The organism is Massilia sp. UBA6681 (assembly GCF_002454935.1).
Lineage (GTDB): Bacteria > Pseudomonadota > Gammaproteobacteria > Burkholderiales > Burkholderiaceae_D > Telluria > Telluria varians.
This window is the reverse complement of sequence record NZ_DKJX01000120.1, coordinates 86880-102602: the sequence shown is the minus strand read 5'-3', so window position 1 is coordinate 102602 and position 15723 is coordinate 86880. Positions and strand designations below refer to the sequence as shown.

Sequence of the window (15723 nt, the reverse complement as noted above, 5' to 3'; positions counted from 1 at the left end):
TGCGGATCCGATTGTCTTCGACAGTGGCAAGGCCAGGACCCAGAAACTCAGGCCTCATCCCCGCTCAGCACGACGCAATTACGTCCCGCGTCCTTGGCGCGGTACAAGGCGAAGTCGGCCCGCCGCATCAGCGAGTCCGGGGCGCCGGGGGCCTGTGGTGCCTGGATCGCGACGCCGACGCTGATCGTCACATGTCCCGTGGTGGCGCCGGCATGGGCGATGGCGAGTGCTTCGATTGCGCCGCGCAGCGATTCGCCAATAAGATACGCTTGACCGGCGCCGGTATTGGGCAGCACGATCGAGAACTCCTCGCCGCCGTAACGCGCCGCCAGGTCGCCGCTGCGGCGGGTGCCGGCCGCCAGCGCCTGCGCAACGCGGCTCAGGCATGCGTCGCCGGCCTGGTGCCCATAGCGATCGTTGAACTTCTTGAAGTAATCGACATCGAGCATGATGACGGCAAGCGGCTGGCCGGCGCGGGCGGCACGAGCGGATTCGCTGCGTAGATAGTCGTCGAAACGACGTCGGTTGGCAAGGCCCGTCAGGCCGTCCGTGATTGACAAGGTTGCCAGTTTCCGGTTTGCCTCTTCCAGTTGCGCAGTGCGTTCGGCCACGCGCTGCTCCAGGCAGTCGTGGAGCTTCGCGCTGGCGATCGAGATCATTGCCTGTGCGCCGAGTATGCGCAGGAACTCGACACGCTCGTCGGTGAACGATGCTTCGGCGAGCCGGTTCTCGAAATAGAGAATGCCGTCGATATTGCCCCCATGCCGCACCGGCAGGCACATGACGGAACGCGGCTGCTGTCGCCGCAGGTAGGGATCGGCGGCGAAGCGCGAGCGCTCCGCAATATCGTCTTCGATGACCGCGACGCCGGTACGGATGACGTAGCGCAGCAGCGACAGCGGGAATTGCGGATCGCTTGTGGCGTCCATATCCAGCTGGCGCGACTGCAATACCGTGAGCGCATCGCCGTCGATATCGGCTTCCAGCCGGTAAGCGCCGTCGGTCAGCAGCAGCAGGCGCGCCACCTGGGCCCCGGCGTTTTCTCGCGCGACGGCAACCAGGCGTTGCAGTACCTTGCGCAGGCCTACTTCGTTCGCCACGGCCTGCGTCGCCTTGAGCAGCGATACCAGGTCGAGCGCTGCGCCGCCGCGCGTCAGCGTGCCGGCATGCGACTGCATGCCGCCTTCGTCCACCCTTGCCAGCAAGGCGCTGTAGCGGTCGCGCATTTGCGTCACCTTTCCCTCCGCCCCCCACTGGGCGTAGCAAGCGATGGCGTCCCTGATGAACACTGCCGCCACCCGTGGCATGCCCTGGTCGATCCAGCATTCGCCGCACAGCTCATTTGCCAGCGCCTGGACATTGACGTAAGCAGCCTGGCCTGCGGCGTCGATGGCCCGCTGATACGCCCGCGTCGCCGATGCAAGGTCCTCGCGGTAGCGTGCCATCTCCGCCTGCAGCAACGCGTATCTGGCACCGATATTGTCTGGCCCGAGTTCGGCCCACCTGGCGAGGCTGGATTGCACGGCGTCGATCCGGTCCAGCACCTCTGCCGCGTCGGCGCGCGTGCGATCGCGCCGCAAGGCGCGGATCCATATCATGGCCGCGTAAAAACTCGTCTCGGGCACCTTGGCCTGGCCACGCATCATCCGGGTCACGATGTCGACCTGGTCGGCCAGCGCTTCCGCATTGGCGCTGTCGAACAGATAAGCGTTGCGGATCTTCCCCTGCAGGTAGTACGCGCGAAACAAGTTCGAGCCGCCATACTGCGCAAGAAAGCCGGCCTCGCTGAAGTTCGCGTCGTCGTAGCTGTCGCTGCGAGGGACCAGGCCCATCAGGCACCTGATCGGCTGGGTCGCCGCGCCCATGCAGCAATCGGCCATTGCCTGCTGCCCGTTGGCGCGCATCAGCGCCACGTCGCGGTCGATGGCGTGCATCAGGTCAGGCAGGTAGTCGCCCAGGATGATTCGCTCGGTCGCGCGCACGGCCGCCACCACGCCGACCTGCACGAAGTCGCCGATTTCCAGCGCCCAGCCGAACGCTTCCTCGTACAGCGCGTCGGACATGCGCAGCGGCTGCGTCCAGTGGTTGACCAGCGCCGCGAACATCAAGGCCGTCTGGGTGCGCGCCTGCAGGTTGGCGCGGCTTCTGGCCAGCGCCAGCGCCATCGCGCCGAAGCGGTGGCTGCGCGCGTGGTCGCCGTCCTGGAGCGCCAGGATCGTGGCGTAGGCCACGTACGCTACGGCGCTGAAATCGCTGCTGCCCTGCTGCATGGACAGGCGCGTCATCAACAGCACGATCAGCTGGCACAGCTCCTGTTGGCCGGCGTAGTAAGCGGCCATCCACAGCGCATGCAACATCGGCAGCGCCGCCGCCGCGGCCGGATCATCCATCTCGCTGGCCGTCAGTAGCTCCCCGGCGACCAGCTCAGGCGGACGCGCCCCGTGCAGGCGCGCGATCTCGATCAGGAGCTCGTCGAAGCGCGCCTTCTGTTGCGCGACATCGTGCGGAATCTCGAAGCCCAGCAGCGCCAGTCCGTCACGCAGCACGCCGATGGCTTCCTGCAGGCGGCCCTGCAACTGGTACTGGTGCGCCTGGACGGCGATGCATCGCACCTGCAGCAGCGGAGCCGGGACGCGTGCCCGCAGCAGGGGATAGATCGCCTCGGCGGCATCGAACCGGCCGCACAGGTAGGCCGCCTCGGCCATGCCGAGCTGCAGCTCGTGCCAGAGTCCGGCGTGACTGTGCCACGCATCCGCCGGCAACAGGTCGAGACCGATGCGCATGTGCTCCAGGGTGGCCATGAAGGCGGCCGAACGACGCGCTTTGGCGCCGGCGCGCCGGTTCATCTCTGCCAGCCGAACGCGTTCTCCAGCGTCGACGATGGAGGCGCGGCCGGCGTTGAGCTGCTCGACGATCTCGAACAGCCGCTCGTCCTGCCGTTCCTGCGGCGTGTGCCGGACCAGGAGCCGGCCGATGCGCAGGTGATTCCTTGTACGCGTATCGGCATCCACGATCAGGTACGCGGCTTGCTGCACGCGGTCGTGCAGGAAGCGGTAGCCGACGGCGCTGTCGGGCGCGTCGACGTCGACGTACTTGTAGCTGCCGTCGAGGGGCTGGACCAGTCCCGCGTCGAGCGCCGGCCACAGGACATGCTGCGTGTCCCAGGGGTTGCGTTCGACGGCAAGCGCCAGTATCTCGAGGGAAAACCGGCTGCCGACCGCCGCAGCCAGTTGCAGCAGGCGCTGCGTCGCGGCGGGCAGGCGCTGGATCTTGTCGACCAGCAGCTCGACGACATTTTCGGTGTGATCGGCCTGCTGGATCGCGGCGAGATCCCAATCCCAGCAATCCTCGTCGGCGCGGTAGCGCAGGTGGCCGGCCTCCTGGATCGAGTCCAGGAACTGGTTGAGGAAAAACGGGTTGCCGCCGGTCTTGGCGAAGCATAGCCGGGTCAGCGCGACGCAGTCGGCCGGCGCCACGCGCATGGCGGCCGATACGATCCGCCCGACCTGCGCTTCGGTCAGCGGCCCCAGAGCCAGCGTGGGCAGGCGCAGGCCGCCCGCGAGCAACCTGTCGCGCAGCGCGATCAAGGGATGGAGAGCGTCGACCTCGTTGTCGCGGTAGGCGCCGATGAGCAGCATGTGGCCCTTGTCGCGCGAGGTCATGAACAGCTCGATCATCCGCAGGCTGGCCATATCGGCCCATTGCAGGTCGTCGAGGAACAGCACCAGCGGGCGGCCAGCGGCCGCGAAGACGTCGACGAAACGGGGAAACACACGGTCCAGGCGGAGCTGGGCCTGCGCCGGTGTCATCGCGGGCGCTGCCTCGGTCGGGCCGACGATGAGCGCCAGCTCGGGAATCAGGTCGACCATCGCGCCCAGTCCGCTCCCCAGGGCGGTGCGCAGTTGCGCCGCCCATTGCCGCACCGAGGTCTCGGGCTCGCAAAGAAGCTGGCGCACCAGTTCCTGGAACGCCTGGATCAGCGACGCATAGGGCACGTCGCGCCGGAACTGGTCGGCTTTGCCGGCCAGGAAGCAGCCGCGCCGGGCGACGATCGGTTTCTGCACCTCGTTGACCACCGCCGACTTGCCGATGCCGGGAGAACCGGCCACCCACAGCATTGTGCGGTGCCCGCCGGCGCTACGTTCGAATGCCTCCAGCAGTGCGGCGATCGCATCCTCGCGCCCGTGCAGCGTTTGCGGAACCATGAAACGGGCGTTGTGATCGGAAAGACCGAACCTCCGTATCGGTGACGAGGCACGACAGGAGCCGAGGTCGCTGCGCAGCCCGTGCAAGCTCTGGTAGCGCAGCTCGGCATTTTTCTCGAGCAGCCGCTGAACGATCGCCAGCAGCCGGCGGGGCACGGCGCGCAATGCCGGATGCGACCAATCGGGCTCGCGCGCGATGTGGCAATGAACCAGCTCCATCTCGTCGTCTGCTGCGAATGGCGGCTGGCCGGCGAGGAGTTCGTAAAAGGTCGCGCCGAGCGCATAAAAGTCGGCACGGTAGTCGACGCGGCGGTTCATCCGTCCGGTCTGCTCCGGCGCCATGTAGCGTAGCGTGCCTTCCAGTGCCGCCGGATTGACGATGCCCTGGTTTTCGTGCGGCAGCTCGCTGGCAATGCCGAAATCGATCAGCTGGAGCAGGCGCCGCTCGCCATTCCAGACCAGGTTGGACGGGTTGATATCCTTGTGGATTACCCCTTGTCCGTGCACTTCTTCGAGCGCTGCACACAGTTGCAGGGCGATGTCCAGGAAATCATCCAGCTCCAAACCGGCCGGTACGGGCGTATGCCCGGTTGACATGCGGGCACGCAGCACCTTGTCGAGCGACAGGCCGCCGATATCCTCTTGCACCATGGCCCAGCGGCCACGGTGTAACTGCAGCGCGAGTGGGCGCACCACGCACCGATGACGGCAGCGCCGCGCGATCGCATACTCGCGCTTGAACTGCGCCAGCTGTGAAAAGCTGGGAGCCGCCTGCTTTGGCAGCTTGACGATGAGCATGGCGCCATTGGCGGCGCGGGCACGGTAGACCAGCGAGCGGGCACTTTCGTGCAAATGTTCCGTGATCTTGTGGTCGAAGAGGGCGCTCATGGGCTGGGATTGCAGTGTGCCTAGGGCAGGCAGGTGGGACAGCAGGATTCGCGCATATTACATATATGCAATTGTTAAGGCAAACGTGGCTGCTCGCTGTCCTGCTACATCATTGCCAGCTGCCGCGCCAGGGCATCGTCCTGCCGGTAGATATCCGGGGCGAACAGGGCCGAGCCATTGCGGTCGACGAGGGCTGTCGCATAGAACAGCACTACCGGCACCGGCTTGGGGAGCCGCACGATACGCATGTCCCCGGGCGCCATCGCGGCCGCCACGGCGGCGGCATCCCAGCGCCGCGGGTCGGCGAGCACGAATTGCGCCAGCTCGGCCGGCCGCTCGACCCGGATGCAGCCATGGCTCAGGTCGCGACGAGTCCGGTTGAACAGCTCTTTCGATGAGGTCGAGTGAAGATAAATGTTCATTGGATTAGGCATGGCAAATTTCACTTCGCCAAGCACGTTGCGCTCCCCGGGGCGCTGCCTGACCCTCGCCTCGCCCCGTCGCAGGATGCCAAGCGTAGCGTCCGGGGATAGCCGGAGCACCTGGCCGTCCGCCGCGACCACCTCCATATCGTTTTGCTGCAGGTAGCGGGGATGGCGGGCCAGCTTGGGCAGGATCTCGTTCGACAGAATACTTGGCGGAACATTCCAGTAGGGATTGAACTCGAGGTAAAGCATCTGGCCGATGAACAGAGGCGTTGGCGTTCGTACGGCGGTGCCGACGATCACCCGCATTTCCAGCACCGGCGCGGCATTGCCGTCGGTGGCGTCGAATGCCCACAAGCGGTAGGTGGGCACATTGACGGCGAGGATGCGGCCCCTCGGCTGCGGCGGCAGCCAACGCAGGCGTTCAAGGGTCAGCGCCAGCTGGATCGCGCGCCGGCCAGGCGGGACTGCCAGCGCCGCCAGCGTGCCAGGGCCGAGCACACCGTCCTGCGCCAGTCCGTGACGCGCCTGGAAGCGCCGAATCGCGGCGTCCAAGGCAGTGCCGTACCGGTCGCCGCAGGCAGAGGCCGCGCCGGCGTCGAGATCCCCCAGCCAACGGAGGCGTTCGCACAACAGCGCGGTGCCCGAGTAGGGCATGCCGGAAGCGGCGCCGGGCGGCCTTGCCGGCGGCAAGGCCGGCCAGTGCGGGACTGCACGCGCCAGTTCCCGGTAGTGGGCCAGGGTGGACTTGACCCTGCCGTACAGGGGAATCGGAGGGGCCGCGGATTCCACCGCCTGCTCGAGTCCTCCCTCGCGCAGTGCCTGGCGCAAGTGCTCGACCGGATCGAAATCCGCAACGGCGCCATTGTCTGGCCGGTAGCCCGAGGCTACACGGCCGAAACGCAGCTCGGCCAGGTAGTGCAGCATGGCGGTGCTGATGTCGCGGTCGAGCGCGGCAGTGGCGGCCGGGTGGCGTACGCTGTCGAGCCGGCGCGCGAGTTCCTCGACGCCGTAGCTTGCGACGTCAAGGCCATGCTCGCCCGCCTTGCGCAGCAGGCGCAGCGCCAGCCGCGCCCGTTCCGGGCCGTCGGACAGCCACAGCAGGCCCGGTTCGGCGGCGTGCAGGCGCAGGCTCAGCTCGCGCGCGTTGACAGGAGCCTGGACGTTCGGCGCCGCCAAGGCGGTTCCGGCGCAGGCAAGCAGCAAGAACAACATGATGGCGCGGCAGGCGCCCGGTATCGGGTTCATCGATGGGAAGCGGGCGTGCAACCCGCATGCGAAGCTGGGTAGGCCATGCCTGAACGATATGTGTTGGCCATCCTGAACGTCATTGATCTGGATCAAAAATAGCGTCGAGCCTGATGCAGTCGCGGCCGGCTTGCTTGGCCGTATACAGCGCGGCATCGGCGCGTTCCACCAGGCTGCCGCCCTCTGCGCCGTCCGCTTCCCCCAGGCTGCAGGCGAGGCCAATGCTGACCGTCATGATGCCGGACGGGGCCGCGCTGTGTGCGATGCGACGCAGGCGCAGCCCGGCGCGGATCGCCTCGGCCACCCGCATGGCGCCGGCCGCGTCGGCGCCGGGTATGAGTACGACGAATTCCTCGCCCCCGAATCGGGCGGCCACATGGCCCGGGCCGGAAGCGCTGTCCCGGATCGCGCGGGCGGCTTCGGACAGCGCGACATCGCCGGCAAGATGGCCGTGCGTGTCGTTGTATTGTTTGAAGTAGTCGACGTCGATCATCAAGGCCGCGAGCGGGCTGCCGTCGGCGCGTGCGCGAGCGGTTTCCTGTTCCATTGCCTGCTCAAGATAACGGCGGTTGAACAGGCCGGTCAGCGGATCGATCCGCGACTGCTGCAATAGCGAGGCATTCGACGTTTCAAGCGCCGTCTTCGCCTGGAGCAGCCCGCGTTCGAGCCGGTCGCGCTGGCGTATCTGCCTGGCGAGGTTGGCGCCCAGCGCCGCCATTCCCGCCGACAGCGCCAGGAAGGCCGCGCCGGCCGCCAGCATCGAATCTCGCCAAGGTTCCAGGACCTGGTCGCGCGAGCGCACGATGGCGAGCAGCAACGGATAGCTCCCGACCTGCCGCACTCCGTAGAACAGGGTCCGGCCACGCTCCACGAACGTGTGCAAGGCGCCGGTCGGCAAGCTGGCGGCCAGGACGGGGAAGAACGAGGTCCGTTTGAGATCGGCTCCGATGTCAGTATGCGTGAAGGGATGGCCCAGAAGCTGGGTGCCGTTTTCCAGCGCCAGCAGAATCTTCCCGTCCCGGTGGAGCTCGATACGCTCGTAGATCCTGCGGAAGAAATCGACCTTGATGGTCGCCAGCACGACGCCGGCGAAGCTGCCGTCCGCATGCTCGAGGCGGCGTGAGACAGGAATCACCCAGGCGCCGCTGGTGCGACCGATGATGGGCGCGCCGATGTGCACGCCCCGGTCCCGCGAGCGCTGGTGATGGATGAAATAGGCACGGTCGGCATTGTTGCGTCCATTGAAGGAGCGGCCCGCTGAATTCACGATCCAGTTGCCGGACGCGTCATAGACGAACAGCCCCTGCAATGCCGGCAGCTGCGCCATGTGCGCCATCATCATGGGATGCAGGGCGGCCTTGCTGGAAGCGTGCAGGCCATCGTGCTCGATACGGTCGACCATGCCGACCAGCACCGTGTCGGCCGTCTTGAACACCGAGCTGGCCTGATCGGCCAGGGCTTGTGCCAGGTTGGTGGTCGAGACCTCGACATTGGCCAGCTGGAGGCGGCGCAGCTGCCAGCTACTCCAGCCGAATGCGCTGGCCAGCGCGATGCCCGCCACCAGCAGGATGCCGCAGGACAGCAGCTTGATGTTGCGGCGCCTGGCAGCCAGCTGCAAGGTGATCATGACGTCCCGCACTGGCCGAGCAATGTTGCCAGCACCGCGGCAAAGGCGAGACTGGCTTCTTCGCAGGAGGCGGACGCGTCCGCGTGCGGTGCTGTCGCCCTGTGCATGGGGTCGGTATGCGCCGCGAAGGCGTCGCGGCAGGCGACGGCGCGGCGCACCGATTCTTCGCTGTGCGCCTGCTTGCGGCCGCGCAGCCCCAGCCACTCGTCGAATGCCTGGATCGCCGGCGAGGGCGTCCGGCATGGATGCCCATGGTCGCCGTCGCGGTACGCGGCCTGCCAGGCGCGCTGCTCCACCAGGGCCTTCAGCAGCAGCGTGTCGTCGCGCTCGAGCGGGGCCGACGCCGCCACCGCGGCCGGCAGGCGCCATCCGCCGAGCCAGGCGGGCAGCGCATCGGGCGGCATCGGGCGCGCGATGCCGTAGCCCTGCGCCAGCAGGCATCCGAGCTGCAGCAGCATGGCGGCGTGAGCGTCGCTTTCCACGCCTTCGGCAACCACTTCGCGCTTGAAGGCCGCGGCCATGCCGATGATCCCTTCGAGGATCGCCAGGTCGTCGGGATCATGCAGCATGTCGCGCACGAAGCCCTGGTCGATCTTGATGCGGCGGGCAGGCAGCTGCTTCAGGTAGCGCAGGGAGGAGTAGCCGGTCCCGAAGTCGTCCAGCGCGAAGCCGACCCCGATCCGCGCGCAGTACGCGATCAGGTCCGAAACGTGGTCCAGGTCCTCCAGTGCGCTGCTTTCGAGCACCTCCAGCTTGATGCGGCGCGGATCGACACGCGGATGCGCGGCCAGCAGGGTGCGCAAGTCATCGGCGAAGTCCTTGCGATGCAGCTGGGCGCTGCTCATGTTCACGCTCACCGCGACATCCAGGCCGGCGTCAAGCCAGCGCTGGTGCTGGCGCAAGGCCTCGGCCAGTATCCAGTTCTCGAGGGCCAGCATGAGCGGGTGACCCTCGAGCGCCGGCAGGAACTCGCCCGGCGGCAGGCAGCCACGTGTCGGGTGGTTCCAGCGCACCAGGGCTTCGACCGAATTCAGCTCGCCCGTCCGCAGGTGCACGATAGGCTGGTAGTGGAGGGCGAATTCCCCCCTGGCCAGGGCGACTTCGAGCGCCTCGATCTCTTCGGCGCGCGCGACCATAACGTGGTATCCCTGGCTGTCGAACAGGCAGAAACGGTGCTTGCCGGCCATCTTCGCGTCGTACATGGCCTGGTCCGCTTGCCGGATCAACTGGTCGGCATCGATGTCTTCGCCTTGGGGATAGAAGGCCAGGCCCGCGCTGGCGCTCACGCATACCCGGGCCTCGCCCAGCGCGACCGGTTCGGCGATCGCCTGCAGGAGCCGCGTCATCAGGGGCTGGCACGTCAGGAGCGATTCGACGCCGTCGAACACGACCACGAACTCGTCGCCGCCGAGCCGGCAGATGGTATCGCTCTCGCGCACGGCGTCCTGCATCTTGCGCCCAAGCGCGACCAGCAGCTCGTCGCCGGCTTCGTGACCGTGCACCTCGTTGACGAGCCTGAAGTCATCCAGGTCCAGGCAGGCCACGGCGACGCCGGCGCCGTGGCGGCGTGCACGCCCAATGGCTTGCTGCAGGCGGTCGGCAAGCAGGCTGCGGTTGGCCAGACCGGTCAGCGGATCGTAATGAGCGATGTGTTCGAGATGCTGGGCCTGCTGCTTTTGCCGGGTGATGTCAGCGAATACACCAACGTGGTGGGACAGCGCGCCGTCTTCGTCGCGGATGCCGGCGATGGTCAGGCGCTCAACGTAGAACTCGCCGCATTTGCGGCGGTTCCATACTTCACCGCTCCAGCTGCCGGTCCGCTCGATGCTGAGCCACATGTCCCGGTAAAAGGCCTTGTCCTGGCGACCCGAGCTGAGCAGGCGCGGGTTGCGGCCCAGGACTTCGGCGCGGGCATAGCCGGTGATTTCCTCGAATGCCGCGTTGACGTCGACGATCAATCCGTCCGCCGACGTGATGATGATGCCTTCGCCGGCGCTGCTGAAGACGCCGGCCGTAAGCCGGCGCTGATGGCGGGCCGCCCTGCGGTCGCTCACGTCGAACAAGGTGCCGACTGTACCCGTCACGGCCCCGCTGGCGTCCACGCAGGCGCGTGCGACCACCTCGACCCAGCGGATCGCGCCGTCGGCGTCCAGGAAGCGCAGCTCCAGGCGACAGCGGTCGCGCCGGCCCGATAGCAGTTGGTCGAGCGTGGTCCTTGCCCGCTCACGGTCGTCGGCATGGACCAGGGCAAGGCAAGACGTCTCCAGTGTCGCATTGACCGGGCGCCCGCTCAGTGCTTCCCAGGCGCGGTTCAGGAAGCGCCACTGGCCGCGGGAATCGGTCTCGAAAATGACCTGCCTGAGTTCGTCCAGTATGGAGATTTGGATGTCGTCCGCCTGGGCAGGGCGGGCGCCGATGTTCGAATAGGAAGAACAGGATGGCCGGTCTGGAAAAGAAGTGTTGCTGAGCATTGTGTGGGCGTGACGCGGATGGACTTAGGGTCGCGCGGCAGCGCGTTCGCATCCGCCGGAGCTGATGAAGACCGGCAGTCTACGGTATTGCCGTGTGTAAATATTATGATCTAGATCAAAAAATACCCGATTAGCATGAGCGGCAGCCGGCGCGACCGGTGTAACCCGCAAGAAACAGCTGGTCCGCATTGCTGCCAACGCGAAACTTGGCCATAATCCTCCTTTCGCCGACCCGATCTCCCTAACTCGACACTGCCCGTCGCAGCGGCGACCGGCATCCCCATGATGAAAATACTTACCCCGATCGTTTGCTCGACCCGTATGGCCGTGCTGGTCTCCTTGTTGGCTTTGGTCCCCGCGCACGCCGCCGATTCCGCTCCATCGCCGACCCAGATCGGCGTCGCCTCCTTCAACATGGGCTGGGCCGGCTCGCAGCAGGATTTCGATCGCCAGAACGCGGTCTGCTCGACCGTGTCGTGGTGCGACACGCGCCCGCGCCGCCAGCCGGGACAAACGTCGATCACCGAGGAAGCCGTGAAAGTGGCGCGCCAGTGCGTCGCCGACACGGAGCGCCTGGCGGGCGGTCGCGACGGGGCGGCCATGATGGCGCCGTGTAATGCCTACCAGGGACGCGGTGCGCCGGTGGCGCTCACGAGCGCCGACTACGCGGCCAAGCTGGCCGGCTTGCAGGCGACCATCGCCGGGCTGATCGAGAAGGATGGCGTGCGCGTGATCGCCTTCCAGGAGGTGCGCTCGAGCGAGGTGATCAAGCAGCTGCTCGGACGCCATGCCGGCCGCTTCGGCGTCTGCGACGCGCCGCACGAGGGTTTCCAGACCCTGGCCTTCGCCTGGGACCGCAGCCTGGGCAACGAGGCCCGCTGCAGCGTGGACAAGGGCCTGGCCATCGTCGACAATCCCGCCGACCCCGAGTCGCGCAAGGTCCGTCCGGGCCTGGCGCTCGAAATGAAGGTGGCGGGACGCCCCATCGCTTTTCTGAACGTGCACCTGAAGTCCGGCTGCGCCAACATCGTGCCGACCCCGATCTACCAGGCGCGCCTGCTGGACGATCCGGCCGGCGCCTGCAAGACCCTGAACCGCCAGGTCGTGCCGCTCGAGCGCTGGATCGACAGCGTGGCCAGGCAGAGCCCGGACTTCGTCCTGCTGGGCGACTTCAACCGCCGCATCGACGAGGAAGCCGCGGCCAACATCCCGGCCGACAAGGTGCGTACCGACGGCAGCGACCCCGCCGGTGTCCCGGCAACGGACAAGGATGGCCGCGTGGCCACGCGCTACATGTGGCAGGAGCTGAACGCGGGCAGGGACCTGCGCCAGGTGCCGCTGGCCAGCGTGGATGCGAACTGCAAGGGCTTTACCGGCCTCGACCACATCGTGCTCAGCGGCGCCCTGGCGGCGCGCCAGCCGGCCAACCTCGGCTCGCGCAAGACCGCCGTGGTGCAGGCGCCCGACCAGCGCATCGAGACCAGCGACCATTGCCCGCGTAGCGTCACGCTGGCGTTCTAAGCGAGTCCGCGGCGCATGGACCGGTTCGCCGAACTGAAGGCGTTCTGCCTGGTCGTTGCCAGCGGCGGCTTTTCGCCCGCCGCACGCCAGATGGGCGTGGCGACGTCTTCCGTGACGCGGCTGGTCGATGCACTCGAAGCAAGGCTCGGCGCCGTCCTGCTGAACCGCTCCACCCGCAGCGTCACGCTCACCGATACCGGGCGCAGCTATTACGAGGAAGCGCGGCGCGTGCTGGAGCAGCTCGATGCGGCCGACGATGCCGTCGCGGGGCAGGGCGGTGACGTCAAGGGCGTGCTGCGCGTCGCCGCGCCGGTGAGCTTCGCCACCCTGCACATCGCGCCCATCCTGCCGGAACTGCGCGCCAGGTACCCACGCCTGGCGCTGGACCTGCGCCTCAGCGACGAAGCCGCACGCCTGGTCGACGAATCGATCGACGTCGCCATCCGGATCGGCAGGATCGACCCGGATTCGACCTTGGTGGCGCGTCGCCTCGGCTCCCACCGGCGCCTGTTGTGCGCAAGCCCGGCCTACCTGGCCACGCGCGGCACGCCGATCCTGCCGGCCGACCTGGCCCACCACGACTGCCTGCAGCTCGCCGACCGGCGGCTGTGGCGCATGCGGCGCCTGGAGGGGGAAGGCGAGGATGAGGAGATCACGATCGACGCCGTCCTGCAGGCCAACAGCGCCGAACTGCTGCGCCAGGCCGCGCTCGCCGGCGTCGGCATCGCGATGCTGGCGCACTGGCTGGTACGCGACGATGTCGCCGCCGGCCGCCTGGTGCCGGTGCTGCCGGCCTGGGAGGCCAACCCCGGCCCGATGGACGTCACGCTGCATGCGCTCTACCAAGCGAACCGGCGCGGCTCGCACAAGATCGGCGCCTTTGTCGACCTGCTCGCCGCGCACCTCGCGCGCTCAGGACTGGCCTAGGTAGCCTTTCCGAATACCGAACCGCGGCCCGGCAATTCGCCCAGCCAGTAGAGCAGGGCGGCGGCCGGGAAGGCCATGCCGGCCAGCAGGGCGGCATTCCAGCCATATTGCGCGAACACCCAGGCGCCCAGCGCCGATCCCAGCGCGCCGCCGCCGAAGAACAGGGCGAAGTAGATGCCGTTCAGGCGGCTGCGCACGTCCGCGCCCAGGCTGAAGATGGCGCGCTGTCCCAGCACCAGGTTGGCCGCGACCGCCATGTCGAGCACGATCGAGGCCACGGCCAGCACCCCGATCGCCAGTTCGCGCGAGGCCGGCTGGTAGAGCGGCAGCGCGAATCCCGCTACGCCCAGCACCAGGGCCGCGGCGGTCGCGGGCAAGGTGTGGCCGGCGTCCGCCAGCCGTCCGGCCACCGGCGAGGCGATGGTTCCAGCCATGCCGACCAGCGCGAAGATGGCGATGCCGGTCTGTGACAGGTGAAAGCGCGGACCTTCCAGCATCAAGGGCGTCACGGTCCAGAACAGGCTGAAGGCCCCGAACAGGCCCGCGTGGTAGGCGGCGCGGCGGCGCAGCAGCGGCGTGCTCGCCAGCAGGGTCCACAGCGATGCGATCAGCTTGCGGTAGGAGAGGTCCTGCGTTGGTGCGCGCTGCGGCAGCCGGCTGCGCAGCACGAAGGCCAGCACCAGGATGGCGACGGCGGCCCCGCCGAACACCGCGTGCCAGCCGGCGGCATCGGCCACCAGGCTGGCCACGGGCCGGGCCAGCATGATCCCCAGCAGTAAACCGCTGACCACCTTGCCGACAGTCTGGCCGCGGGTCTCCTCGCGCGACAGGTGGGCGGCGAAGGGCACCAGCACCTGGGCCGCCACCGAGCCGAGCCCGATGCCCAGCGCGGCGGCCAGGAACAGCCAGGCATTGCTGCTGAAGGCGGCCACAAGCAGCGCCGCGGCGGTCCCCAGGAGGGCGCAGAACACCAGCCGGCGGTTTTCCAGCAGGTCGCCGAGCGGCACGATGAACAGCAGGCCCAGGGCATAGCCGGCCTGGGTCAGGGTGACGACAAGGCCGGCCGCATGCAGCGACAGGCCGGTGGCAAGGCTGCTCGGACCGACCAGGGTCTGGGCGTAGTATAGGTTGGCGACGATCAGGCCGGCCGAGACGGCGAGCAGGCGCGTCAAGCCTGGAGAAATGTCGGCGGCGGGTGTGGCGGCGGGCGTGGTGGTGGGGCGCATGGTGTGGTCCTTGTCGAAAATGGATGTCGGGACCGATTCTATGGGGGCCGCCGGCCCCTATTGATGCGCGCTACGCAATAGTCCTTTTCACTCTGCGTGGAACTCGTCGGCGCGCGCGAACAGGCTCCAGGCCGCGATGAACAGCGCCGCGATCACCGGCCCGATCACGAAGCCGTTCAGGCCGAACAGCGCCATGCCGCCGAGCGTGGACAGCAGCACCAGGTAGTCCGGCAGCTTGGTGTCCTTGCCCACCAGGATGGGGCGCAGCAGGTTGTCGACCAATCCGATCACCAGCACGCCGTACAGGGCCAGCACCACCCCTTGGGTGACCGAGCCCGTGAACAGGAAATAGGCCGCCACCGGCCCCCAGATGATGGCGGCGCCGACCGCCGGCAGCAGCGACAGGAAGCTCATCACCACGCCCCACAGCACCGGCCCGGGGACGTCCAGGAACCAGAAGATCAGGCCGCCGAGCGTGCCTTGGGCGACCGCCACCAGCACGTTGCCCTTCACGGTGGCGCGGATCACGGTCACGAACTTGTCGAACAGGGGCTTCTTGTAGTGCGAGTCGAGCGGCACCGCGCGCTTGATGCGCGCCGCGATGGTGCGGCCGTCGCGGAACAGGAAGAACAGCAGGTACAGCATCACCGTCATGCCGACCAGGAAGTCAAGCGCATTGCGCCCGAAGCCAACCGCATAGCGCGCCGCCAGCTGGCTGGCCTGGGCGACCCCGGCGCTGAGCTTGTCCTGCACCGTCGACATGATGGTCGACTGGTAGCGCTCGAACAGGGAGGCGGCCCAGTCGGGCAGGCCCGCCACGACCCGGCGCAGCATGGCGTCGAAGTCGAGGCTGCCGGCGCTGACCATGTTGTACAGCGCGAGCGCCTGGTCGGCCAGTGCGGCGGCGATCAGGGTCAGGGGCAGGATCACCATCAGGACGATCAGTATCAGGGTGGCGAGGGCCGCGATGTTGGCGCGCCCCTTCAAGCGCGCCAGCAGGCGCTCGTACACGGGCGCGAACACGATCGCCAGCACGATGCCCCAGAAGACGGCGCCCGAAAACGGCAGCAGGATCCAGAAAAAGGCGAGGGTCACCGCGCCCAGCAGGAGCAGGAAGGAGTTTTGCGGCAGCGTGAATTGCGTCATCAGGAGCGCCCGAAGTTCAAGGATGTGTCGATGATACTC

Annotated in this window: 8 protein-coding genes; 2 read left to right on the top strand and 6 right to left on the bottom strand. The window is 67.7% G+C overall.

Annotation, left to right across the window (positions count from 1 at the left end; all coding sequences use genetic code 11):
• Window positions 1-47: 47 nt before the first annotated feature.
• The 4 genes from B2R83_RS22295 to B2R83_RS22280 form a co-directional block, all read right to left on the bottom strand.
• A complete protein-coding gene (locus B2R83_RS22295; RefSeq protein WP_292045117.1) occupies window positions 48-5093 on the bottom strand; it encodes a diguanylate cyclase in 5046 nt (1681 codons plus the stop codon).
• Between the two features lie 104 nt (window positions 5094-5197).
• The gene (locus B2R83_RS22290; RefSeq protein ID WP_292045115.1) at window positions 5198-6733 is read right to left on the bottom strand and encodes a L,D-transpeptidase family protein; all 1536 of its coding nucleotides are present in this window, start codon (window positions 6731-6733) and stop codon (window positions 5198-5200) included.
• Window positions 6734-6845: 112 nt separating this feature from the next.
• Window positions 6846-8393 (bottom strand): GGDEF domain-containing protein, encoded by a 1548-nt coding sequence (locus tag B2R83_RS22285; RefSeq protein ID WP_292045114.1) that lies wholly within the window; start codon window positions 8391-8393, stop codon window positions 6846-6848.
• Window positions 8390-10864 (bottom strand): putative bifunctional diguanylate cyclase/phosphodiesterase, encoded by a 2475-nt coding sequence (locus B2R83_RS22280; RefSeq protein ID WP_292045111.1) that lies wholly within the window; start codon window positions 10862-10864, stop codon window positions 8390-8392. The genes B2R83_RS22285 and B2R83_RS22280 overlap by 4 nt, the downstream gene beginning before the upstream one ends.
• Before the next feature lie 282 nt (window positions 10865-11146).
• Between B2R83_RS22280 and B2R83_RS22275 the strand changes: the two genes are divergently transcribed.
• Together B2R83_RS22275 and B2R83_RS22270 are read left to right on the top strand one after the other, a co-directional pair.
• Window positions 11147-12385, top strand: a complete 1239-nt coding sequence (locus tag B2R83_RS22275; RefSeq protein ID WP_292045110.1) for a hypothetical protein — start codon at window positions 11147-11149, stop codon at window positions 12383-12385.
• Window positions 12386-12400: 15 nt separating this feature from the next.
• Complete coding sequence (locus tag B2R83_RS22270; protein ID WP_292045107.1) at window positions 12401-13312, top strand: LysR family transcriptional regulator; 912 nt, start codon at window positions 12401-12403, stop codon at window positions 13310-13312.
• Here B2R83_RS22270 and B2R83_RS22265 read toward each other — a convergent pair.
• The gene (locus tag B2R83_RS22265) at window positions 13309-14538 is read right to left on the bottom strand and encodes an MFS transporter (RefSeq protein WP_292045106.1); all 1230 of its coding nucleotides are present in this window, start codon (window positions 14536-14538) and stop codon (window positions 13309-13311) included. The two genes, B2R83_RS22270 and B2R83_RS22265, sit on opposite strands and share 4 nt — an antisense overlap.
• Before the next feature lie 87 nt (window positions 14539-14625).
• Complete coding sequence (locus tag B2R83_RS22260; RefSeq protein ID WP_292045103.1) at window positions 14626-15684, bottom strand: AI-2E family transporter; 1059 nt, start codon at window positions 15682-15684, stop codon at window positions 14626-14628.
• Window positions 15685-15723: the final 39 nt, after the last annotated feature.